This window comes from Enterobacter sp. 186315, assembly GCF_053290175.1.
The window spans coordinates 39,046-61,589 of the sequence record NZ_JBPTTK010000018.1 but is presented as its reverse complement, the minus strand read 5'-3'; the positions used below and the strand labels follow the sequence as shown (position 1 = coordinate 61,589).

Genomic DNA, 22,544 nt, shown 5'->3' with positions numbered 1-22,544 from the left:
TTTTACGTGGCGTTTTTCATTTATGGCCTATACGCTATTACCGCAGGCTCCCAAATTTGACCGTTCGGTGCGACAATAAGATTATTCGCACAGTAAAAACATTAATAGCTTGAATAATAAACGAATGAAGCGGCAAGAGGTTTGCTTTAAGCCTTCAGGCTGAGCGCCTTCGTGGTTATACTTCCTTGTCTGACATTTGTAGAGAACATCCATTGTGAACCTACTCGATACGTTTACTGAGCTAACCAGTATTTTTTTGTTTACCACCTGCTTTCTCTTTCTTGCGCGCAAGGTGGCAAAGTATCTGGGGTTAGTGGATAAACCCAACTTCCGTAAACGCCATCAAGGAATGATCCCACTTGTTGGCGGCATTTCCGTATTTGCAGGTATCTGCTTCGCGTTTACGATAGCGGATTACTACATCCCTCATGTCAGGCTCTATCTCAGCTGCGCCACCGTGCTGGTGGTGGTGGGCGCTCTCGACGACCGCTTCGATATCAGCGTTAAAATTCGCGCCTTCGTGCAGGCGGCCGTTGCCGTCGCCATGATGATGGGGGCAAAACTTCACCTGAGCAGCCTCGGCTATATTTTTGGTCCCTGGGAGATGATTCTGGGGCCATTTGGCTATTTCCTGACGCTCTTCGCCGTGTGGGTTGCTATTAACGCATTCAATATGGTCGACGGTATCGATGGCCTGCTGGGCGGGCTTTCCAGCGTGTCGTTCGCCGCTATCGGCATCATCTTATGGTTCGACGGCCAGTACAGCCTCGCCATGTGGTGCTTCGCCATGATTGCCGCCATTCTGCCTTATATCCTGCTCAATCTCGGCGCCCTGGGCCGTCGCTATAAAGTGTTTATGGGCGACGCGGGCAGCACGCTGATTGGCTTTACGATTATCTGGATCCTGCTTGAAACTACGCAGGGTAAAACGCACCCGATCAGCCCGGTCACGGCGCTGTGGATTATCGCCATTCCATTAATGGATATGGTGGCGATTATGTATCGCCGTCTGCGTAAGGGAATGAGTCCTTTCTCAGCCGACCGTCAGCATATTCACCATTTAATTATGCGAGCAGGTTTCACATCTCGTCAGGCGTTTGTGCTGATAACCGTGGCGGCTGCTATTCTTGCGGGGATCGGGGTGGCGTCTGAATATGCCCACTTTATCCCTGAGTGGGTAATGTTGGTATTGTTCTTGCTAGCGTTTTCGCTGTATGGCTATTGCATTAAACGCGCCTGGAAAGTTGCGCGTTTCATTAAGCGTGTAAAACGCAGGATGCGTCGAAATAGTGGTAATAATCCAACTTTAACTAAATAAACTGGGATCGTGATGACTCAACCGTTGGCGGGAGCAAAATCAGAGATGACCGAGAATGAGCTGGATATACGTGGCTTGTTCCGCGTGTTATGGGCGGGCAAACTGTGGATTGCCGGTGTCGCAGTCGGATTCGCGTTAATCGCGCTGGCGTATACCTTCTTTGCGAAACAAGAGTGGAGCGCAACCGCTATTACTGACAGACCAACGGTCAACATGCTGGGCGGTTTTTATTCGCAGCAGCAGTTCCTGCGTAATCTGGATCTCAAAGCGAACCCTGCGGCAACGGATCAGTCATCCGTGATGGACGATGCCTACCGGGAGTTCGTGATGCAGCTGGCGTCATGGGATACCCGCCGCGATTTCTGGTCCCAGACGGATTATTACAAACAGCGCATGGTCGGCAACAGCAAGGCCGACGCCGCGCTGCTGGATGACCTGATCAACAACATCCAGTTCACGCCGGGCGATGCCATGCGCAACCTGAACGACAACGTGAAGCTCATCGCTGAAACCGCACCGGATGCCAACAACCTGCTGCGTCAGTATGTCGCTTTCGCCAGCCAGCGCGCGGCAAGCCATCTTAATGATGAGCTGAAGGGCGCCTGGGCGGCACGTACTATTCAGATGAAGGCGCAGGTTAAGCGTCAGGAAGAGGTGGCAAAAGCCATCTTCGCCCGTCGCGTTCACAACATTGAGCAGGCGCTAAAAATTGCGGAGCAGAGCAACATCTCCCGCACCGAAACGGACGTTCCGGCGGACCAGCTGCCGGACTCTGAGATGTTCCTGTTAGGTCGCCCAATGCTCCAGGCGCGTCTGGAGAACCAGCAGGCGGTCGGCCCGGAATTTGACCTCGACTACGATCAGAACCGCGCGATGCTGAACACCCTGAACGTCGGTCCGACTCTGGACCCGCGTTTCCAGACCTATCGTTATTTGCGTACGCCAGAAGAGCCTGTAAAACGCGATAGCCCACGCCGTGCGTTCCTGATGATCATGTGGGGTATTGTTGGTGCTCTGACTGGCGCGGGCGTGGCGTTAACACGTCGCCGCGTAAATTAAAAAAGGCCGTCCACGATGAAGGCGCAACCGCCTTCATCGGCTAATCGAAGAGAATCGATGTGAAAGTACTTACCGTATTTGGCACCCGGCCGGAGGCCATTAAGATGGCTCCTCTGGTACATGCGCTGGCCAGGGACCCTGATTTTGAAGCGAAAGTGTGCGTCACCGCCCAGCATCGCGAGATGCTCGACCAGGTGTTATCTCTCTTTTCCATCGTCCCGGATTACGATCTGAATATTATGAAACCGTGGCAAGGGCTGACGGAGATTACCTGCCGTATTCTGGAAGGGTTAAAGCCTATTCTGGAATCCTTTAAGCCGGATGTGGTGCTCGTACACGGTGACACCACCACCACTGCGGCGACCAGCCTGGCGGCGTTTTACCAGCGTATCCCGGTGGGGCACGTTGAAGCAGGGCTGCGCACCGGCAACCTCTACTCCCCGTGGCCTGAAGAGGCAAACCGCACGCTTACCGGCCATCTGGCGATGTACCACTTCGCGCCAACGGAAAACTCCCGCCAGAACCTGCTGCGCGAGAATATCGCCGACAACAAAATCTTTGTGACCGGCAATACCGTGATTGACGCGCTGATCTGGGTACGCGACCGCGTACTGGCGAACGACAGCCTGAAAAGTCAGCTAACCGCGCGCTATCCGTTCCTGAGCAACGACAAAAAAACCATTCTGGTGACGGGCCACCGCCGCGAAAGCTTTGGCCGCGGCTTTGAGGAGATCTGTCACGCGCTGGCGGAGATCGCCGCAGAGAATGACGATGTACAAATTGTCTATCCGGTTCACCTTAATCCTAACGTCAGCGAGCCGGTCAACCGCATTCTGGGCCACGTCGAGAACGTGTTCCTGATCGAGCCGCAGGACTACATGCCGTTCGTCTGGCTGATGAATCACGCCTGGCTGATCCTCACCGATTCCGGCGGGATTCAGGAAGAAGCGCCTTCTCTTGGCAAGCCGGTGCTGGTGATGCGCGAAACCACCGAACGACCGGAAGCGGTGAAGGCCGGCACGGTTCGTCTGGTGGGCACGGATTCACGTCGCATTGTCGAAGAGGTCACGCGCCTGCTGCACGACGAAGAAGAGTATCAGGCGATGAGCCGCGCCCATAATCCGTACGGCGACGGGCAGGCTTGTGGTCGTATTTTGCACGCACTTAAACACAATCGGGTATCGCTATGAGTTTTACTACCATCTCTGTCATTGGTCTTGGCTACATCGGGTTGCCGACCGCGGCGGCCTTTGCCTCTCGTCAAAAGCAGGTTGTGGGCGTGGATATCAACGCGCGTGCGGTGGAGACCATCAACCGTGGCGAAATTCATATCGTTGAGCCGGATCTCGACAGCGTGGTGAAAGCCGCCGTTGAAGGCGGTTTCCTGAAGGCCAGCACTACGCCTGTGGAGGCCGATGCCTTCCTGATTGCCGTGCCTACGCCGTTTAAGGGCGATCACGAGCCGGACATGGTGTATGTCGAAGCGGCGGCAAAATCTATTGCGCCAGTGCTGAAAAAGGGTGCGCTGGTGATCCTCGAATCCACCTCGCCCGTCGGCGCGACCGAACAAATGGCCCAGTGGCTGGCAGAAGCCCGCCCGGACCTCACCTTCCCGCAGCAGGCGGGTGAACAGGCGGATATCAACATCGCCTACTGCCCGGAGCGCGTGCTGCCGGGGCAGGTCATGGTTGAGCTGATTAAAAACGACCGCGTGATTGGCGGCATGACCCCGGTCTGCTCCGCGCGTGCGAGCGAGCTGTACAAGATTTTCCTCGAAGGCGAATGCGTGGTGACCAATTCCCGCACCGCCGAAATGTGCAAACTGACGGAAAACAGCTTCCGCGACGTGAACATCGCTTTTGCGAACGAACTGTCGCTGATTTGCGCCGATCAGGGGATTAACGTCTGGGAGCTGATTAGCCTTGCCAATCGCCACCCGCGCGTGAACATCCTCCAGCCGGGGCCAGGCGTGGGCGGTCACTGCATCGCCGTCGACCCGTGGTTTATCGTGGCGCAGAACCCGGACCAGGCTCGCCTGATCCGCACCGCGCGTGAAGTGAACGACAGTAAACCGCACTGGGTACTGAACCAGGTGAAAGCCACGGTTGCAGACTGCCTGGCAGAGAGCGGCAAGCGCGCCAGCGAGCTGAAAATCGCCTGCTTTGGCCTGGCCTTCAAGCCGAACATCGACGATCTGCGCGAAAGCCCGGCGATGGAAATCGCCGAGATGATTGCCGAATGGCATAAGGGCGAAACGCTGGTCGTTGAGCCGCACATCCACGAGCTTCCTGCAAAACTGGCGGGACACTGCACCCTGACCGCGCTTGACGACGCGCTGGCAACGGCCGACGTGCTGGTGCTGCTGGTGGATCACAAAGCCTTTAAAGCCATCCCTGGCGATGCGGTACGCCAGCAGTATGTTGTTGATACCAAAGGCGTGTGGCGTTGAGCAATGTGAACGGGGTGCTTGAATCCCTTTCGTGGGAGAGCGCCTTCTTTGGCGTGCCGTCGGCGATTGTGCGCCTGCGCGATGATGCGCCCGCGCTGACCGCTGGGGATTTTGCCGCGTGGCAGCGGGTGCAGGCGAAAATTCCGGCCATGCGCGCCGACCTGCTGGACGCGCTCCAGCATCAGGGGTTTCAGCTGGTCGAGGGCGAGGTGGATCTGTCGATTCCCGTTGCCCGACACCACGCGCCGGGCGCGGAAATTGCAACAGAGCAGGATATCCCGGCGCTGCGCCAGATGGCGGCGCAGGCCTTTGCCCAGAGCCGCTTTCGCGCTCCCTGGTATGCGCCGCAGGACAGCGGCCGCTTTTATGCTCAGTGGATAGAGAATGCGGTAAAGGGCACGTTTGACCATGTTTGTCTGGTCTTCCGCGCGGCGGATGGCCAGCTCCAGGGATTTGTCTCCCTGCGCAAGCTCAGCGAGCAGGACGCGCGCATCGGTTTACTGGCCGGGCGGGGCATGGGTGAAAAACTCATGCAGGCGGCACTGCACTGGGCGCAGCAGCAACAGCTTTTTACTCTGCGGGTGGCGACCCAGATGGGCAACACCGCCGCGCTTAAACGTTATATCGCGAGTGGCGCCAACGTCGACGCAACCGCTTACTGGCTATACAGGTGACATGATGATCCCATTTAACGCGCCTCCCGTTGTAGGCACCGAACTCGACTATATGCAGTCTGCGATGGGCAGCGGCAAACTCTGCGGCGACGGTGGCTTTACCCGCCGCTGCCAGCAGTGGATGGAGCAGCGTTTTCAGAGCGCCAAAGTCCTGCTGACCCCGTCCTGCACCGCGTCGCTGGAGATGGCGGCGCTGCTGCTGGATATCCAGCCGGGCGATGAAGTGATCATGCCGAGCTACACCTTCGTGTCCACCGCCAACGCCTTTGTGCTGCGCGGGGCGAAAATTGTGTTCGTGGACGTTCGCCCGGACACCATGAACATCGACGAAACGCTGATTGAAGCGGCAATTACCGACAAAACCCGGGTGATTGTTCCGGTGCATTACGCGGGCGTGGCCTGTGAAATGGACACCATTATGGCGATCGCTAAAAAGCACGACCTGTTCGTGGTGGAAGATGCCGCGCAGGGCGTGATGTCGACCTACAAGGGCCGCGCGCTCGGAACCATTGGACACATCGGCTGCTTTAGCTTCCACGAAACCAAGAACTACACCGCGGGCGGTGAAGGCGGCGCGACGCTGATCAACGACCGCGCGCTGGTGGAGCGTGCCGAGGTGATCCGCGAAAAAGGCACCAACCGCAGCCAGTTCTTCCGTGGTCAGGTGGACAAATACACCTGGCGCGACATTGGCTCAAGCTACCTGATGGCCGATCTCCAGGCCGCCTATCTGTGGGCGCAGCTGGAATCCGCCGAGCGCATCAACCAGCAGCGCCTGACGCTCTGGCAGACCTATTACGATGCGCTGGCGCCGCTGGCGAAAGCGGGACGTATCGAGCTGCCAACTATACCGGCGGATTGCATACACAACGCCCACATGTTCTACATCAAGCTGCGCGACAACGATGACCGCTCTAAGCTGATCGCCTGGCTGAAAGAGGCCGAGATCATGGCGGTGTTCCACTACATTCCGCTGCACTCCAGCCCGGCCGGGGAAGCGTTCGGCATGTTTGCCGGTGAAGACCGCTACACCACAAAAGAAAGTGAGCGTTTGCTTCGCCTGCCGCTGTTCTACAACCTCACACCCGTCAATCAGCGCACGGTGATCAACACCCTCCTGAGCTACTTCGGCTGATATGTCTCTTGCAAAAGCCTCAGTGTGGACCGCCGCGTCCACGCTGATAAAAATTGGCGCTGGCCTGCTCGTCGTCAAACTGCTGGCCGTGTCCTTTGGCCCTTCCGGCGTTGGGCTGGCGGGTAATTTCCGTCAGCTGGTAACGGTGCTGGGCGTGCTGGCCGGGGCGGGCATCTTCAACGGCGTGACCAAATTTGTCGCACAGCATCATGACGATGCCGCGAAGCTGCGCAAGGTGGTGGGCACCTCATCCGCGATGGTGCTGGGCTTTTCCACCTTACTGGCCGCCGTGTTCCTGCTGGCGGCGGGCCCTATCAGCCAGGGGCTGTTTGGTCACGATCGCTATCAGGGGCTGGTTCGCCTGGTGGCGCTGGTGCAGATGGGCATCGCCTGGGCAAACCTGCTGCTGGCGCTGATGAAGGGCTTTCGCGACGCTGCCGGAAACGCGCTGGCGCTGATCTTCGGCAGCATCATTGGCGTTATCGCCTACTACTTTTGCTATCGGCTCGGCGGCTATGAAGGGGCACTGTTAGGGCTGGCGCTGGTTCCGGCGCTGGTGGTGGTGCCTGCCGCGTTTATGCTGATGCGACGGGGCGTTATCCCGTTAAGCTATCTTAAACCCCAGTGGGATAAGGCGCTGGCGGGGCAATTAAGCAAATTTACCCTGATGGCGCTGATTACCTCCGTTACCATTCCGGTGGCGTACGTGATGATGCGAAACCTGCTGGCGGCGCACTACAGCTGGGATGAGGTGGGGATCTGGCAGGGCGTAAGCAGCATTTCCGACGCCTACCTCCAATTTATTACGGCTTCCTTTAGCGTCTGGTTGCTGCCAACCTTATCGCGCCTGAGTGAAAAAAAGGATATTACCCGCGAGGTTATCCGCTCCCTGCGCTTTGTACTGCCCGCCGTGGCGGTTGCCAGCTTTACCGTCTGGCTGTTGCGCGACGTGGCGATCTGGCTGCTGTTCTCAGCGAAGTTCACCGCCATGCGCGACCTCTTTGCCTGGCAGCTGGTGGGCGATGTGTTGAAAGTAGGCGCTTACGTTTTCGGCTATCTGGTGATCGCGAAAGCGTCCCTGCGGCTGTATATTCTGGCGGAAATTAGCCAGTTTACGCTGCTGACTGCGCTCTCACACTGGCTGATCCCGGCGCACGGCGCGCTCGGTGCCGCTCAGGCCTATATGGCTACTTACATCGTTTATTTCGCTGCCTGTTGCGGCGTATTTTTACTTTGGCGTAAACGCGCATGACTGCACTGATTCACATCCTGGGATCGGATATCCCACACCACAACCAGACCGTGCTGCGGTTCTTCAACGATGAGCTGGCGGCGGGGAGCGCTGACGCCCGCGTGTTTCTGGTTGCGAGCCGGGACGAGAGCCTGAGCGCGCAGTTCCCGGCGCTGACCATCACCACCTGGCCGGACAAAGCCGCGCTGGCAAAAGCGGTGGTGGCGAAAGCAAAAGCCAACCGCGCGCAGCGGTTCTTCTTCCACGGCCAGTTCAATACCGGCCTGTGGCTGGCGCTGCTGAGTGGCGGCATTAAGCCGTCCCAGTTCAGCTGGCACATCTGGGGCGCGGATCTGTACGAAGTCTCCCGGGGCTGGAAATTCCGCCTGTTCTACCCGCTGCGCCGCATGGCGCAGGCGCGCGTGGGCTGCGTGTTTGCCACCCGTGGCGATCTTAACTATTTTGCGAAACAGCACCCGAACGTGCGCGGCGAGCTGCTCTATTTTCCGACCCGCATGAACCCGGCGCTGAACGACATGGCGAACGACGCGCGTCGCGAAGGCAAGCTGACGGTGCTGGTGGGCAACTCTGGCGATCGCAGCAACGAACACGTCGCGGCCCTCAAGGCGGTGCATCAGCAGTTTGGCGATACGGTCAACGTGATTGTGCCGATGGGCTATCCTGCGAATAACGCGGCCTATATCGACGAGGTTCGCGCGGCAGGGCTTACGCTGTTCAGCGCGGAAAATCTGCAAATCCTCAGCGATAAGCTGGAGTTTGACGATTACCTGGCGCTGCTGCGACAGTGCGATCTGGGCTATTTCATCTTCGCGCGCCAGCAGGGGATCGGTACGCTGTGCCTGCTCATTCAGGCCGGTATCCCGTGCGTGCTTAACCGTGAAAACCCGTTCTGGCAGGATATGGCCGAGCAGCATCTGCCGGTGCTGTTCACCACCGACACGCTCAGCGAAGAGGTGGTCCGCGAAGCGCAGCGTCAGCTGGCGCTGGTGGATAAAAACGCCATCGACTTCTTCAGCCCTAACTACCTTACGCCGTGGCATCGCGCGCTGCGTATCGCATCAGGAGACAACGCATGAGCCAGTTGCAATTTTGCGGCTTGTTGGTGATTTGGCTGCTGAGCGCGATGTTTATCGCCACGCTGACCTGGTTTGAGTTCCGCCGTGTGCGCTTTAACTTCAACGTTTTCTTCTCGCTGCTGTTCCTGCTGACCTTTTACTTCGGCTTCCCGCTGACCTGTATTCTGGTGTTCCGCTTCGACGTGGGCGTTGCCCCGCCGGAGATCCTGATGCAGGCGCTGCTGTCGGCGACCTGTTTCTACGCGGTGTATTACGTGACCTACAAAACGCGTCTGCGTTCGGTAAAAGACACCGCGCCGCGCCGGGCGATCTTCACCATGAACCGGGTTGAAACACACCTGACTTGGATCATGCTGATGACCATCGCGCTGGTGAGCGTCGGCATCTTCTTCATGCATAACGGTTTTCTGCTGTTTAAGCTGCAATCCTACAGCCAAATTTTCTCGGCGGAAGTTTCCGGCGTGGCGCTTAAGCGCTTCTTCTATTTCTTCATTCCGGCAATGCTGGTGGTCTTCTTTTTACGCCAGGACAGCAAAGCCTGGCTGTTCTTCCTGGTCAGCACCGTCGCGTTCGGCGTCCTGACCTATATGATCGTGGGCGGCACGCGCGCCAATATCATCATCGCCTTCGCTATCTTCCTGTTTATCGGCATCATTCGCGGCTGGATCTCCCTGTGGATGCTGGCGGCGGCGGGGGTGTTCGGCATCGTGGGGATGTTCTGGCTGGCGCTGAAACGCTACGGGCTGAACGTGGCGGGCGACGAGGCGTTTTATACGTTTCTGTATCTCACCCGCGACACCTTCTCGCCGTGGGAGAACCTGGCGCTGCTGCTGCAAAACTACGACAAGATTGAGTTTCAGGGGCTGGCGCCGATTGTCCGCGACTTCTACGTCTTTATCCCGACGTGGCTGTGGCCGGACAGGCCTGGCGTGGTGCTGAACACGGCGAACTACTTTACCTGGGAAGTGCTCAACAACCACTCGGGCCTGGCGATATCGCCTACGCTGATCGGCTCGCTGGTGGTAATGGGCGGTACCTGGTTTATCCTGCCGGGCGCGGTGGCGGTGGGGCTGATCATCAAGTGGTTCGACTGGCTCTATACGCGTGGTCTTGAAGAGACTAACCGCTATAAGGCCGCCATTTTGCACAGCTTCTGTTTTGGTGCCATTTTCAATATGATCGTTCTCGCGCGCGAGGGGCTGGATTCATTCGTGTCGCGCGTGGTTTTCTTCATGGTAATTTTCGGCTTCTGCCTGCTGCTGGCAAAACTGCTCTACTGGTTATTCGACAGCGCCGGGCTTGTGCATAAGCGCGAGCGGGCAAGCAGCAGACCGCTTTCGCACGTCTGAGTAGGGATGTTATGACTGACACGACTACCGCGCCGCAGTACGCGCTGCGCGGCTTATCGCTTATCGGCTGGCGTGATATGCAACACGCGCTGGATTATCTGTTTGCCGAAGGGCAGATGAAATCGGGCACGCTGGTCGCCATCAACGCCGAAAAGATGCTGGCGGTAGAAGATAACGCTGAGGTGAAAAGCCTGATTGAGGCCGCCGAGTTTAAATACGCGGACGGCATCAGCGTGGTGCGCTCAATTCGTAAAAAATACCCTGGCGCGAAGGTTTCTCGCGTGGCGGGCGCCGACCTGTGGGAGCAGCTGATGGCGCGCGCAGGGGCAGAGGGCACGCCGGTATTCCTGATTGGCGGCAGGCCAGAGGTGCTGGCGCAAACCGAACAGAAGCTGCGCAGCCAGTGGAATGTGAACATTGCGGGCAGCCAGGACGGCTATTTTAAACCCGAAGATCGGCAGGCGCTGTTCGAGCGCGTGCGCGACAGCGGGGCGAAGATTGTCACCGTGGCGATGGGATCGCCGCGTCAGGAAATTCTAATGCGCGACTGCCGTCTGGTCTGCCCGGACGCGCTGTACATGGGCGTTGGCGGCACCTACGACGTTTTTACCGGCCACGTTAAGCGCGCGCCGAAGGTGTGGCAGAACCTCGGGCTGGAGTGGCTCTATCGCCTGCTGTCTCAGCCAACGCGCATCAAGCGGCAGGCGCGTCTTCTGCGCTACCTCGCCTGGCACTACACCGGAAAGATGTGATCATTTAGCAGCGCGATATGCTATTCGCGCTGCCACTCCCCTCCCAAACTGCTGCCTATCTGTGCAATACATTCATTTTTTTAATGGATTGTTTGCCATTTGGAAGAATTTAAGAAACCATTCCCTCCGTATTTCAGTACCCCCTAAAAACAATAACCGGTAGAAACCGGCAGACAGCAAACACAACCGAGGATTTATGGCAGAGAAAAAACCTGAGCTTCAGCGTGGGCTGGAAGCTCGACACATTGAATTGATAGCGCTGGGCGGCACTATCGGCGTGGGCCTGTTTATGGGCTCCGCCAGCACGCTCAAATGGGCGGGCCCGTCGGTACTGCTGGCGTATATCATCGCCGGACTGTTCGTCTTCTTCATCATGCGTTCGATGGGCGAAATGCTGTTCCTGGAGCCGGTCACCGGCTCATTCGCCGTTTACGCGCACCGCTATATGAGCCCGTTCTTTGGCTATCTCACCGCCTGGTCGTACTGGTTTATGTGGATGGCGGTGGGCATCTCAGAGATCACCGCGATAGGGGTCTACGTCCAGTTCTGGTTCCCGGATATGGTTCAGTGGATACCCGCCCTGATCGCCGTGGGGCTGGTGGCGCTGGCGAACCTTGCCGCCGTGCGCCTGTACGGTGAGATTGAGTTTTGGTTCGCGATGATCAAAGTCACCACCATTATCGTGATGATTGTCGTCGGCCTGGGCGTGATTTTCTTCGGCTTTGGCAACGGCGGGCACGCCATCGGGTTTGGGAATCTGACCGAGAACGGCGGCTTCTTCGCCGGCGGCTGGAAGGGCTTCCTGACGGCGCTCTGTATCGTTGTCGCCTCTTACCAGGGCGTGGAGCTTATCGGCATCACCGCCGGGGAAGCGAAAAACCCGCAGGTGACGCTGCGCAGCGCGGTAGGCAAAGTGCTGTGGCGTATTCTGATTTTCTACGTGGGTGCGATTTTCGTTATCGTCACTATCTTCCCGTGGAACGAAATCGGCACCACCGGCAGCCCGTTCGTGCTGACCTTTGCGAAGATTGGTATCACGGCGGCGGCAGGGATCATTAACTTTGTGGTGCTGACGGCGGCGCTCTCTGGCTGTAACAGCGGCATGTACAGCTGCGGGCGTATGCTGTACGCGCTGGCGAAAAACAACCAGCTGCCTGCGGCGATGAGCAAAGTCTCCCGCGCGGGCGTGCCGGTGGCGGGCGTGGCGGTGTCCATTGCGATCCTGCTGATTGGCTCCTGCCTGAACTACATCATTCCCAATCCGCAGCGCGTCTTCGTGTATGTTTACAGCGCCAGCGTGCTGCCTGGGATGGTGCCGTGGTTTGTGATCCTGATTAGCCAGCTGCGCTTCCGTCAGGCGCACAAGCAGGCGATTGCCAGCCATCCGTTCCGCTCGATTCTGTTCCCGTATGCGAACTATTTGACGATGGCGTTCCTGATTTGCGTATTAATCGGGATGTACTTTAATGAAGATACGCGCATGTCGCTGTTTGTCGGGATGATCTTCCTGGCCGCCGTGACCGCAGCATATAAACTTTTTGGCCTTGGACGCCGCGCCACCACGCATAAAGTGGAGGATTAAGCGGCAAAATGTGCAAACCATAACCAAACGCGCATATTTTTCAAAAAAGCACTAGACAGCGGGGACGGAGGTACGTAATATCCAGCCCCGCAACGGCGCTAAGCGCCCGTAGCTCAGCTGGATAGAGCGCTGCCCTCCGGAGGCAGAGGTCTCAGGTTCGAATCCTGTCGGGCGCACCATTTACCCGGTGCTGGAGCTGCGGTGGTCTGAGAAGTAGTCAGTACCGCGTGAAAAGATTTATCAGTGGTGGCTATAGCTCAGTTGGTAGAGCCCTGGATTGTGATTCCAGTTGTCGTGGGTTCGAATCCCATTAGCCACCCCATTATTTAAAAGTTGTGAAATGCGAAGGTGGCGGAATTGGTAGACGCGCTAGCTTCAGGTGTTAGTGTCCTTAGGATGTGGGGGTTCGAGTCCCCCCCCTCGCACCACGACTTTAATGAATTGAACTAAAAATTCAAAAAAGCAGTACATCGGCGAGTAGCGCAGCTTGGTAGCGCAACTGGTTTGGGACCAGTGGGTCGGAGGTTCGAATCCTCTCTCGCCGACCAATTTTGAACCCCGCTTCGGCGGGGTTTTTTGTTTTCTGCCATTCCTCAATGCTGTTGTCATTTCCCGACAACGACCCGCCCGTTTGTCGTTATTCAGCGACGTCTAACTATTTGAAATAGCTATAATTAAACAAATGCTGATATTGCTGTCGCTTTCAGGCAACACTTTGCTGCAATGTCTCTGTCCTGACAAAGGCAAAAGCATCCGGAAACGACGAAAAACCCTTATGGCTTAAATTGTTGCGAGAAATAACACTCTCCACTGCAACTCTGGCACATAACGTGCAATAATATACGTGTAGATGCTCATTCCACCTCTTATGTTCGCCTTAGTGCCTCATAAACTCCGGAATGACGCAGAGCCGTTTACGGTGCTTATCGTCCACTGACAGATGTCGCTTCGGCCTCATCAAACACCATGGACACAACGTTGAGTGAAGCACCAAATATGTTGTCTTACAGACCTGTTTTAACGCCTGCTTTTATAGCAGGCGTTTTTTTATGCCTTATTCCCGATACCGCGCCAGGATGAGCACAACGCACATCAGCGTACAGGCAGAAACGCCGTAAAGCGCCTGCATTGCCCCGAGCGATGAAGCGGCCAGTGCGGTAATGCCGGTGAAAAGCGATGCGCTAATCGTCTGCCATCGCCAGGCCGTTCCGCTGGCGGAAGAGGTCTGGATCGCCTGAAAACTACTTAGCACGCCATAGGTGCCTGCCGCAAACACTACGTTGGACGCCAGATGGGCGATAAAGATCGCCCCCAGGGCAAATACCGTTGAGCCAGACGCCACGGGGATCACACCGTAGGCAAGCAAAAACACGCTTAAACACATAAAAAGAAGCCGGTTTTTCGCGGCATACCGCGCCAGACTGTCCCTTTTTAGCAGCATCGGGCCACAGAGCTGTCCCATGCTGCGGGCGAAGAGAAGCGGTAGGGCGAAGCTGGCCGCCTCCGCAGGATGTATTTGCTGTGCCAGCGCCGGAAGCAGCGCCATTGCAGGAGAGCCAACGGCGGCCAGGGCGGGCAGAAGCAGCAGGCTACGCTTTTGCCGTACCGTCAGCGCCCGCCAGCGCACGGGCACCGAATGCGTATCTTCCGTAAACGTGGGCGTTCCCCGTTGGATAAAGGTTTTATCTGCCAGAGCCAGCATCAGCAGCGAGCCTGCAAAGCTCGCGGCGTCGATCGCCAGCAGCGAGAAGAGAGACACTTTCTCGAACAGTACGACGCCCAACCCCGTCCCCAGCAGTACCTGCGAAGCGAATATCACGTTTTCAAGGCAGGTGGCCGCGGGCAGTTCATGGTCCGCCAGCCCGCGTTTAAACAGTAAGGTCAGCGCCGGCCAGCTCATACCACTTAAAAGCGCTTCGGTGGATTGCACGGCAAGCAGCGCCGATACGCTGTGATAATGCACGCCCAGTAATGGAAAAAGCAGGGCCAGCAGTCCCAGAAGCTCCGTCAGCATCAGAATGCTCAGCGGAGAAAAACGCAGGCACAGCTTTTCCCCGATCAGGCTGCCGATAAAGCCGGGTACGGTGGCAAAAAGATACGCGAGGGTCAGCAGGGAGGCGGGGGCATGCCATTCCAGCAGCAGGCCAAAGACAACCACCTGCGTCAGCCCATTGCCGAGTGACGAGAAAATAAAGGCGCAGGCCAACATGCGCAGCCAGCGGTGGCAGCGCAGCGCTTCGATAAGCGCGTACAAAAGCGAGTTCATGACGATTTCCTTTCAAAAACGATTTAGTCCACGCGACAGAGCGTGCGTGTGTGAAAAAAGTTAGTGAAAAGACATCGTTACATTGGCGGGTTCGTTTTGATGGATGTTGCAAAGAATGTAGCAGAAATCCGCCATAAAAAAAGGAGGCCAGAGGGCCTCCTTTTTCCCTTACGGCTGGGTGCCGTTATTCTGCAAGGTGAGCAGCAGCCCGTCCCGGCGCATCGCCGCGGCCTCTTCCGGCTTGTGCAGCTTGTCCAGCGTGTCCGCCAGCCAGGCATAATCAAACGCGTCCGGACGCTGTTTCAGCGCGGCGCGGAAGGCGAGGCTCGCCTCCTGCCATTCGCCGTGTTTAAACAGCGACTGGCCCAGCGTGCTCCATAACAGCGGGCGATCGCCCACGGTTTTGATCTGCTGGCGCAGCATTTTTTCGATTTGCTCCGGGTTATTGGTTTTCAGGCGTGGGATCACCATCACCAGACGGTCGTCATACTGACGCTTCAGGCCGTCGAGGAGGATCTCCTGCGCGGTGTCATGGTCGTCACACTCAATCAGATGCTCCGCCATCGCCACCTGTAACGGAACCTGCTGGCGGGTTTTACGGCTCTGATTCTTCCACCAGGTTTTCAGACCGTCGCTGCCCAGATCGGCGCGCGCCTGATCCATCAGGCCAATCCACGCCATACGCTGAAGTTCATCGCGATGCTCATCATCACCCACGTCGGCCTTCGCCATTGAAGGGATAATGTCCAGCAGCGAGCCCCAGGCGCCGGTGCGGATATAGGCCTGCTCGGCAAGACGCAGCACTTCCGGATGGCGCGGAGCGATCTCCAGCAGACGGTCAACGCCGTGGCGCGCCGCGTGGTTTTCGTTACGGGCGAGCTGCAAGCGCACGCGGGTGATTTCAACCGGGATCTGATCGTTAGAGGCCAGCTCGGAGGCGCGCTCAAGATGCTGATTGGCGCGCGCTTCATCCCCACGCTGCTGCGCGGCTTCGGCGGCCAGCAGGTAGTTCACCACCGGCTGCTCGGCATGATCGGCATTTTTCGACATCAGCTTTTCAACCTGCTGATAGTCGCCTTCGGCCAGCTTCAGCAGCGCCTGTTCGGTCTGCTTACGGGCGCGACGACGTTTACGGCCTACGAACCAGCCGCGGGTGTGCGCCCCGGTGCGGAAGATGCGGCGCAGGATCCATTCAAGGGCAAACAGCACGACAACCGCGAGGATCAGAACGATCGCCAGCCCGGTGACGCTGGTTTCAATGTTGTAGTTATCGGTCTGGATCAGAACATAGCCCTGATGGCCGGCGATCATTGGCCCCAGGACGATCCCGGCGATCAGCAATAAGAAGAGCAAAAGCACTTTCAACATGATCACTCTCCCTGTGGTGCGCTTTCAGGCGCAGGTGCGGCAGCGGCAGGTGCCTGAGCGGTTGGCTCTGCCGGAACGCCCGGCTGCGCCAGCAGGTTACGCACGCGCGTCTGCATCAGCTTTTCCAGAATCGGCTGGCTGGCCAGCTTATCCGGTACGCTCATGGTGATGTTCTGCTGGCTCAGCTTATCGATATCGTCGAGGAACGCCGTGGTGGTGGCGTCGTCGGTGTTGTAATAAGCACGAACCCAGGTCGACACGTTGTCCAGCGCCTGTTTGTAGGTCTCTTCCTGATGGCGCGGCACGGCCTGTGCGGCAACCAGCAGGCGCGAGCGAATATTTTCGCGCAGATAGACATCCTGATTCGGCGCTAGCAGCGGTACGGCGGTTTCATCGCGGCGGCGAATGGTGATGAAGCTGTCCATAAAGTTCTGCCAGCTTTTTTGCAGATTCACGCGCCACTCTTTCAGCGAGCTGGAAAGCTCGGTGCCGTCGGAGTCCATCGGGGAGTCGTCGTCGTTGTTATCCGCCAGCTGGAGGTTATCAATTTGATTCGAAAGCTGATTCACCTTGAGGATGATGCCGTCGTAATCCACCTGAGACACCGCAGACAGGCTGGCGATATCTTCGGTGATGGCGCGGCGCGCGGTAATCAGACTCGGGTCGTTCATGTCTGCCAGGCTCGCATCGGCGCTTTTCAGCAGCGCGGCGGCGGTGGTGACGTCCTGATCGCTCCACAGCTTACGTCCGGCCAGCTTCACCAGGAAATCGGCCTGAGAGAGCAGCCAGGTTTTGGCATCCGTACCGGAGATGGTCGCCACTTTTTGCTGCACTTCGTCGAGCTGTTTGGTCAGCTCCTGCTGCTTGCTGTTCGCTTCAGACAGCGCGGTAGCCTGCTGTTTGATGACACCTTCCAGCTCGGATTTTTGCGTTTCCTGCGCTTTTTGCAGGGCGGTGATCTGATTAACCAGCGCGTCGCTGGTGGCGGTCTGATTTGAGCCTTGCTGCTTCACAAGACCGTAAAGTCCCACGCCTGCGGCAAGCGCAATGGCGATGGCAATCGCGCTCAGCGCGAGGCTGGTTTTGTTGCTGCCGTTTTTCTTCTCAACGGTTTTCTCAGTCGTTTCTGGCTGTGGCGTAACCTCCACAGTCTCCCTGGTCTCTTCAACCACGGCGGAGGATTTTTCGTGTTCCGTCATTATGGCTTCCCATTCTGAGAGTTATTGTAATGCGCGCAGCAGCGCATCGTTGTCGGCGTTATCAGCGATCCGAATATCTTGCCAGCCCAGTTCCCGGGCGTGGTTCGCCAGACGCTCACTGACGACCAGAAGCCGACAGCGGAGTAACCAGTTTTCACGATACCATTGCGGAATGAGCGACCAGAGCTGTTGCAGCATTTCGCCGCTGGTGACCACCAGCGTATCCACGCCGCGCCCGTGCCAGCGCATCGCCTCTTCGGCACCGTCATAATGCTTTGCATGGCGCTGATAACATTCGCAGAACGTCACCTCAGCGCCGCGCTCGCGCAACGTTTCGCCGAGCAGCTCTCGCCCGCCGTTGCCGCGTAAAATCAACGCACGCTTCCCGGCAATAGTTTGTAATTCAGGTAATTGTAGCAAGACTTCGCTAATTTCCCGATCTAACGGATAGCGTATATCTATTCCGCTTACGGTATGCAGCGCCAGCGCGGTGGTGCGCCCGATGGCAAAATAGTGGGGAGCGGTTGGCCAGCGTAGCCCTGACTGTTGCAGCTGCGCGTGGGCAAACTCCACGGCATGTTGCGACAGGGCAAAGAGCAGATCGCCTTCCTGCAAGGCATGGATCTGGTCGGCGAGCAGTGGGAGCTGCCGACCAGGGGAGAATTCAATTAACGGAAAACTCCAGGCCACCTGCCCCAGTGTGCGCAGACGGCTCACTAACTGCTCTCCTGCGGGAGAAGGGCGGGTGACGAGAATACTCATGCAGGGGGCTCTCCGTTATAAACCTCAGCCAGAATGTCGCGAGCGCCGTTGTTTAACAGCTCCTCAGCCAGCGATACGCCAAGCGCTTCGGCGTCCTGTGGCTTACCGCGACGCTCACCGCGCACCATCTGAGAACCGTCCGGTGCGCCAACCAGCGCGCGCAGCCACAGTTCACCATCGGTTAATTCAGCATAGCTGCCAATTGGCACCTGACAGCCCCCTTCAAGGCGGGTATTCATGGCGCGCTCGGCTTTTACGCGAATGGCGGTGTCGTCATGGTTCAGCGGCATGAGCAGCGCACGCGTGCGTTCGTCATCCAGACGGCACTCAATGCCGACCGCGCCCTGACCCACGGCCGGGAGCGACAGCTCGGGCGGCATGGCAAAGCGGATGCGCGATTCCAGACCCAGGCGTTTCAGCCCGGCAACGGCGAGAATAATGGCATCGTATTCGCCGTTATCCAGCTTGCTAAGGCGCGTGCCCACGTTGCCGCGCAGCGAGCGGATAACCAGATCCGGACGGCGCTCGGCCAGCTGGCACTGACGGCGTAAACTTGACGTGCCAACCACGCTGCCGGTCGGCAACGCATCGAGCGAGTCATACTGGTTTGAGACAAAGGCGTCGCGCGGATCTTCGCGCTCGCAGATGGTCACCAGCCCCAGACCTTCCGGGAACTCGACGGGCACATCTTTCATGGAATGGACGGCGATATCGGCGCGGTTATCAAGCAATGCAAGTTCCAGCTCTTTGACAAACAAGCCTTTTCCGCCCACTTTCGCCAGGGGGGTATCAAGGATCACGTCACCGCGCGTCACCATAGGCACCAGCTCGACGCGTAATCCGGAATGGCAGGCTTCAAGGCGCTGCTTAACATATTGTGCCTGCCAGAGCGCGAGGGGGCTTTGGCGTGTGGCAATTCTCAAAACATTGTCTAACATGCTTGTTACCGTCATTATCAATCACTAACCATCCTAACATTGTTGACTCTCGGATGGCAGTTTTACGGTTGATGAAGATAAAGAGGGACAAGCCGGCGTTCTCGTCAGCCACAGCCGTATTCGGGAATTTACACGTTCAGAACGATGCTACACTTGTATGTAGCGCATCTTTCTTTACGGTCAATCGGCAAGGTGTTAAATTGATCACGTTTTAGACCATTTTTTCGTCTGTACCACCATAAAGATAAGGGCGAAAAAGGGTAACGGTTATCTTTTTGAAATACTGCGGGCTCGCCACTGTTCGATTTTTGAAGAGATCGCGATTCCCGGAAACATCAGGCGATACGTCTTGTACCTCTATATTGAGACTCTGAAACAGAGACTGGATGCCATCAACCAACTGCGTGTCGATCGCGCGCTTGCTGCGATGGGACCTGCTTTCCAGCAGGTTTACAGTCTACTGCCGACATTATTGCACTATCACCATCCGCTGATGCCGGGTTACCTCGATGGTAACGTTCCCCAGGGCATTTGCCTCTTCACGCCTGATGAAACCCAACAGCACTATCTGAACGAGCTGGAACTTTACCGCGGAATGCCGCCGCAGGAATCACCCAAAGGTGAACTGCCGATCACCGGCGTTTACTCTATGGGAAGTACCTCTTCGGTAGGGCAAAGCTGTTCCTCTGACCTGGATATCTGGGTCTGCCATCAATCCTGGCTCGATAACGACGAGCGCCAGCTGTTGCAGCGTAAATGCAGCCTGCTGGAGAGCTGGGCGGCCTCGCTCGGCGTGGAAGTGAGCTTCTTCCTGATTGATGAAAACCGTTTCCGCCACAACGAAAGCGGCAGTCTGGGTGGTGAAGACTGCGGCTCGACGCAGCACATCCTGCTGCTTGATGAGTTTTACCGTACTGCCGTTCGTCTGGCGGGTAAGCGTATTCTGTGGAATATGGTGCCGTGCGACGAAGAAGAGCATTACGACGACTACGTGATGTCGCTGTACTCGCAGGGCGTGCTGACGCCAAACGAGTGGCTGGATCTGGGCGGCCTGAGCTCCCTGTCGGCGGAAGAGTACTTTGGCGCAAGCCTGTGGCAGCTCTATAAAAGTATCGACTCACCGTACAAAGCGGTGCTGAAAACCCTGCTGCTCGAAGCCTACTCCTGGGAATACCCAACGCCGCGCCTGCTGGCGAAAGACATCAAACAGCGTCTGCACGACGGGGAAATTGTCTCCTTCGGGCTGGACGCGTACTGCATGATGCTGGAACGCGTCACCGAATACCTGAAAGCCATCGACGACACCACGCGCCTTGACCTGGTGCGTCGATGTTTCTATCTCAAAGTATGCGAAAAACTGAGCCGCGAGCGCGCCTGCGTGGGCTGGCGTCGTGAAGTGGTCAGTCAGTTGGTCAAAGAGTGGGGATGGGACGAAGAGCGTCTGTCCATGCTCGACAACCGCGCCAACTGGAAAATCGATCAGGTGCGTGAAGCGCACAACGAACTGCTCGATGCGATGATGCAAAGCTACCGTAACCTGATCCGCTTTGCGCGCCGCAACAACCTCAGCGTTTCCGCCAGCCCGCAGGATATCGGGGTCTTGACCCGTAAGCTGTACGCTGCGTTTGAAGCGCTGCCGGGTAAAGTGACGCTGGTGAACCCGCAGATTTCGCCCGATCTTTCTGAGCCAAATCTCACCTTTATTTACGTGCCGCCGGGCCGTGCGAACCGCACCGGCTGGTATCTGTATAACCGTGCGCCAAGCATGGATTCGATCATCAGCCATCAGCCGCTGGAATATAACCGCTATCTGAACAAGCTGGTGGCCTGGGCGTGGTTTAACGGCCTGCTGACCTCGCGCACCCGGTTGTTTATCAAGGGCAACGAGGTGGTCGATCTCGCTAAGTTGCAGGAGATGGTGGCGGACGTGTCGCACCACTTCCCGCTGCGCCTGCCTGCGCCAACGCCGAAAGCGCTCTACAGCCCGTGTGAAATTCGCCATCTGGCGATTATCGTCAACCTGGAATACGACCCGACGGCGGCCTTCCGCAATCAGGTGGTTCATTTTGATTTCCGCAAGCTGGACGTCTTCAGCTTTGGCGAGCAGCAAAACTGCCTGGTGGGCAGCGTCGATCTGCTGTACCGCAACTCGTGGAACGAAGTGCGTACCCTGCACTTCAACGGCGAGCAGGCGATGATCGAAGCGCTGAAAACGATTCTCGGCAAGATGCATCAGGATGCCGCACCGCCGGACAGCGTTGAGGTGTTCTGCTACAGCCAGCATCTGCGTGGCCTGATCCGTACCCGCGTGCAGCAGCTGGTGTCTGAGTGTATTGAGCTGCGCCTTTCCAGTACCCGTCATGAAACCGGGCGCTTTAAAGCGCTGCGCGTATCCGGGCAGACCTGGGGCCTGTTCTTTGAACGCCTGAACGTATCGGTGCAGAAGCTGGAAAACGCGATTGAGTTTTACGGCGCGATTTCGCACAACAAGCTGCACGGCTTGTCGGTGCAGGTGGAAACGAACCACGTCAAACTGCCGCAGGTGGTGGACGGCTTCGCCAGCGAAGGGATTATTCAGTTCTTCTTTGAAGAGTCGGGCAACGACGCCGGTTTCAATATCTATATTCTGGATGAAACCAACCGTGCCGAGGTGTATCACCACTGCGAGGGCAGTAAAGAGGAGCTGGTGCGTGACGTCAGCCGCTTCTACTCGTCGTCGCACGATCGCTTTACCTACGGCTCAAGCTTTATCAACTTCAACCTGCCGCAGTTCTACCAGATTGTGAACGTGGATGGCCGCGCGCAGGTGATCCCGTTCCGTACTCAGGCCATTGCGCCCGCGGTGCCTGCGAATCAGGATACGACCCCGCTGTTGCAGCAGTATTTCTCCTGAGGGCTTTTCGCCGGGTGGCGCTTACGCTTACCCGGCCTACGTTCGAGCTGTTATTGCCGGGTGGCGCTGCGCTTAACCGGCCTACGTTCGAGCCGTTGTAGGCCCGGTAAGGCGTAGCCGCCACCGGGCAAAAAAAACTACCTGAAACTCACCACCTCGCCCGCCTGCGCGGTTGCGGCCTGCTCGAGCAGATCCCAGAACGTTTCGCCGCTGCGGTCGCATACCCACTCGTCACCTTTCAGATCGAAATGATAGCCACCCTGCTTCGCGGCCAGCCATACCTGGTGAAGCGGCTCCTGGCGGTTAATAATAATCTTGCTGCCGTTTTCGAAGCTGAGGGTCAGGATACCGCCGTTGATTTCACAATCGATATCGCTATCGCCGTCCCAGTCGTCCAGGCGCTCTTCGATGGTCATCCACAGGGTGTCGGCAAGGCGATGGAATTCACTGTCGTTCATGGTTTTGTTCCTGT

At 57.4% G+C, this 22,544-nt stretch carries 18 protein-coding genes and 4 tRNA genes; 16 read left to right on the top strand and 6 right to left on the bottom strand.

Going from position 1 to position 22,544, the window contains the following annotated elements; all coding sequences use genetic code 11:
• Positions 1–214: 214 nt before the first annotated feature.
• From wecA to ACSVHP_RS17780, 15 genes are all read left to right on the top strand, one after another.
• The gene (wecA, locus tag ACSVHP_RS17850; RefSeq protein WP_234674747.1) at positions 215–1,318 is read left to right on the top strand and encodes a UDP-N-acetylglucosamine--undecaprenyl-phosphate N-acetylglucosaminephosphotransferase; all 1,104 of its coding nucleotides are present in this window, start codon (positions 215–217) and stop codon (positions 1,316–1,318) included.
• 12 nt (positions 1,319–1,330) lie between these two features.
• Positions 1,331–2,377, top strand: coding sequence for an ECA polysaccharide chain length modulation protein (gene wzzE / locus ACSVHP_RS17845; RefSeq protein WP_447552601.1), 1,047 nt, complete (start codon positions 1,331–1,333; stop codon positions 2,375–2,377).
• A 59-nt stretch (positions 2,378–2,436) separates the two neighbouring features.
• Positions 2,437–3,567 carry a non-hydrolyzing UDP-N-acetylglucosamine 2-epimerase gene (gene wecB / locus ACSVHP_RS17840; RefSeq protein ID WP_447552600.1) on the top strand — a complete coding sequence of 377 codons (1,131 nt, stop codon included), beginning with the start codon at positions 2,437–2,439 and terminating at the stop codon, positions 3,565–3,567.
• Positions 3,564–4,826: a UDP-N-acetyl-D-mannosamine dehydrogenase gene (wecC, locus tag ACSVHP_RS17835; protein WP_447552599.1), complete on the top strand. Its 1,263-nt coding sequence runs from the start codon at positions 3,564–3,566 to the stop codon at positions 4,824–4,826. The genes wecB and wecC overlap by 4 nt, the downstream gene beginning before the upstream one ends.
• Positions 4,823–5,500 (top strand): dTDP-4-amino-4,6-dideoxy-D-galactose acyltransferase, encoded by a 678-nt coding sequence (rffC, locus tag ACSVHP_RS17830; protein WP_447552598.1) that lies wholly within the window; start codon positions 4,823–4,825, stop codon positions 5,498–5,500. Before wecC ends, rffC begins: the two co-directional genes overlap by 4 nt.
• Positions 5,501–5,504: 4 nt before the next feature.
• Entirely contained in the window at positions 5,505–6,635 is a 1,131-nt protein-coding gene (gene rffA, locus ACSVHP_RS17825) for a dTDP-4-amino-4,6-dideoxygalactose transaminase (RefSeq protein WP_447552597.1), read from the top strand.
• A gap of 1 nt (position 6,636) precedes the next feature.
• The gene (wzxE, locus tag ACSVHP_RS17820) at positions 6,637–7,887 is read left to right on the top strand and encodes a lipid III flippase WzxE (protein ID WP_447552596.1); all 1,251 of its coding nucleotides are present in this window, start codon (positions 6,637–6,639) and stop codon (positions 7,885–7,887) included.
• Positions 7,884–8,963, top strand: a complete 1,080-nt coding sequence (locus tag ACSVHP_RS17815) for a TDP-N-acetylfucosamine:lipid II N-acetylfucosaminyltransferase (RefSeq protein ID WP_447552595.1) — start codon at positions 7,884–7,886, stop codon at positions 8,961–8,963. Before wzxE ends, ACSVHP_RS17815 begins: the two co-directional genes overlap by 4 nt.
• Complete coding sequence (wzyE, locus tag ACSVHP_RS17810; protein ID WP_234674755.1) at positions 8,960–10,312, top strand: ECA oligosaccharide polymerase; 1,353 nt, start codon at positions 8,960–8,962, stop codon at positions 10,310–10,312. Before ACSVHP_RS17815 ends, wzyE begins: the two co-directional genes overlap by 4 nt.
• Before the next feature lie 11 nt (positions 10,313–10,323).
• A complete protein-coding gene (wecG, locus tag ACSVHP_RS17805) occupies positions 10,324–11,064 on the top strand; it encodes a lipopolysaccharide N-acetylmannosaminouronosyltransferase (RefSeq protein WP_234674756.1) in 741 nt (246 codons plus the stop codon).
• Positions 11,065–11,260: 196 nt separating this feature from the next.
• Positions 11,261–12,646, top strand: coding sequence for a bifunctional threonine/serine APC transporter ThrP (thrP, locus tag ACSVHP_RS17800; RefSeq protein ID WP_417314667.1), 1,386 nt, complete (start codon positions 11,261–11,263; stop codon positions 12,644–12,646).
• A 102-nt stretch (positions 12,647–12,748) separates the two neighbouring features.
• Positions 12,749–12,825 (top strand) — tRNA-Arg (locus tag ACSVHP_RS17795).
• 67 nt (positions 12,826–12,892) lie between these two features.
• A tRNA-His gene (locus tag ACSVHP_RS17790) sits at positions 12,893–12,968 on the top strand.
• A 20-nt stretch (positions 12,969–12,988) separates the two neighbouring features.
• Positions 12,989–13,074: transfer RNA gene (locus ACSVHP_RS17785), tRNA-Leu, on the top strand.
• A gap of 43 nt (positions 13,075–13,117) precedes the next feature.
• Positions 13,118–13,194, top strand: a tRNA-Pro gene (locus ACSVHP_RS17780).
• Positions 13,195–13,700: 506 nt separating this feature from the next.
• Here the strand turns inward: ACSVHP_RS17780 and ACSVHP_RS17775 are convergent.
• The 5 genes from ACSVHP_RS17775 to hemC all read right to left on the bottom strand — a co-directional run bounded on the left by ACSVHP_RS17775 (position 13,701) and on the right by hemC (position 19,179).
• The gene (locus ACSVHP_RS17775) at positions 13,701–14,912 is read right to left on the bottom strand and encodes an MFS transporter (protein WP_447552594.1); all 1,212 of its coding nucleotides are present in this window, start codon (positions 14,910–14,912) and stop codon (positions 13,701–13,703) included.
• 168 nt (positions 14,913–15,080) lie between these two features.
• Complete coding sequence (hemY, locus tag ACSVHP_RS17770; protein WP_234674759.1) at positions 15,081–16,280, bottom strand: protoheme IX biogenesis protein HemY; 1,200 nt, start codon at positions 16,278–16,280, stop codon at positions 15,081–15,083.
• 2 nt (positions 16,281–16,282) lie between these two features.
• A complete protein-coding gene (hemX, locus tag ACSVHP_RS17765; protein ID WP_417314670.1) occupies positions 16,283–17,479 on the bottom strand; it encodes a uroporphyrinogen-III C-methyltransferase in 1,197 nt (398 codons plus the stop codon).
• A gap of 21 nt (positions 17,480–17,500) precedes the next feature.
• Positions 17,501–18,241 carry a uroporphyrinogen-III synthase gene (gene hemD, locus ACSVHP_RS17760; protein ID WP_234674761.1) on the bottom strand — a complete coding sequence of 247 codons (741 nt, stop codon included), beginning with the start codon at positions 18,239–18,241 and terminating at the stop codon, positions 17,501–17,503.
• A complete protein-coding gene (gene hemC / locus ACSVHP_RS17755; RefSeq protein WP_447552593.1) occupies positions 18,238–19,179 on the bottom strand; it encodes a hydroxymethylbilane synthase in 942 nt (313 codons plus the stop codon). The genes hemD and hemC overlap by 4 nt, the downstream gene beginning before the upstream one ends.
• A gap of 349 nt (positions 19,180–19,528) precedes the next feature.
• Between hemC and cyaA the strand changes: the two genes are divergently transcribed.
• The gene (gene cyaA, locus ACSVHP_RS17750) at positions 19,529–22,072 is read left to right on the top strand and encodes a class I adenylate cyclase (RefSeq protein WP_234674763.1); all 2,544 of its coding nucleotides are present in this window, start codon (positions 19,529–19,531) and stop codon (positions 22,070–22,072) included.
• Positions 22,073–22,209: 137 nt separating this feature from the next.
• Here cyaA and cyaY read toward each other — a convergent pair whose 3' ends face one another.
• Positions 22,210–22,530, bottom strand: a complete 321-nt coding sequence (gene cyaY, locus ACSVHP_RS17745) for an iron donor protein CyaY (protein WP_234674764.1) — start codon at positions 22,528–22,530, stop codon at positions 22,210–22,212.
• Between the last annotated feature and the right edge of the window lie 14 nt (positions 22,531–22,544).

Coding starts and splice junctions, on each gene's coding strand:
- wzzE (WP_447552601.1), top strand. CDS start 1,331: ATGACTCAACCGTTGGCGGGAGCAAAATCAGAGATGACCGAGAATGAG.
- wecC (WP_447552599.1), top strand. CDS start 3,564: ATGAGTTTTACTACCATCTCTGTCATTGGTCTTGGCTACATCGGGTTG.
- rffA (WP_447552597.1), top strand. CDS start 5,505: ATGATCCCATTTAACGCGCCTCCCGTTGTAGGCACCGAACTCGACTAT.
- wzxE (WP_447552596.1), top strand. CDS start 6,637: ATGTCTCTTGCAAAAGCCTCAGTGTGGACCGCCGCGTCCACGCTGATA.
- ACSVHP_RS17815 (WP_447552595.1), top strand. CDS start 7,884: ATGACTGCACTGATTCACATCCTGGGATCGGATATCCCACACCACAAC.
- wzyE (WP_234674755.1), top strand. CDS start 8,960: ATGAGCCAGTTGCAATTTTGCGGCTTGTTGGTGATTTGGCTGCTGAGC.
- wecG (WP_234674756.1), top strand. CDS start 10,324: ATGACTGACACGACTACCGCGCCGCAGTACGCGCTGCGCGGCTTATCG.
- thrP (WP_417314667.1), top strand. CDS start 11,261: ATGGCAGAGAAAAAACCTGAGCTTCAGCGTGGGCTGGAAGCTCGACAC.
- ACSVHP_RS17775 (WP_447552594.1), bottom strand. CDS start 14,912: ATGAACTCGCTTTTGTACGCGCTTATCGAAGCGCTGCGCTGCCACCGC.
- hemY (WP_234674759.1), bottom strand. CDS start 16,280: ATGTTGAAAGTGCTTTTGCTCTTCTTATTGCTGATCGCCGGGATCGTC.
- hemX (WP_417314670.1), bottom strand. CDS start 17,479: ATGACGGAACACGAAAAATCCTCCGCCGTGGTTGAAGAGACCAGGGAG.
- hemD (WP_234674761.1), bottom strand. CDS start 18,241: ATGAGTATTCTCGTCACCCGCCCTTCTCCCGCAGGAGAGCAGTTAGTG.
- hemC (WP_447552593.1), bottom strand. CDS start 19,179: ATGTTAGACAATGTTTTGAGAATTGCCACACGCCAAAGCCCCCTCGCG.
- cyaY (WP_234674764.1), bottom strand. CDS start 22,530: ATGAACGACAGTGAATTCCATCGCCTTGCCGACACCCTGTGGATGACC.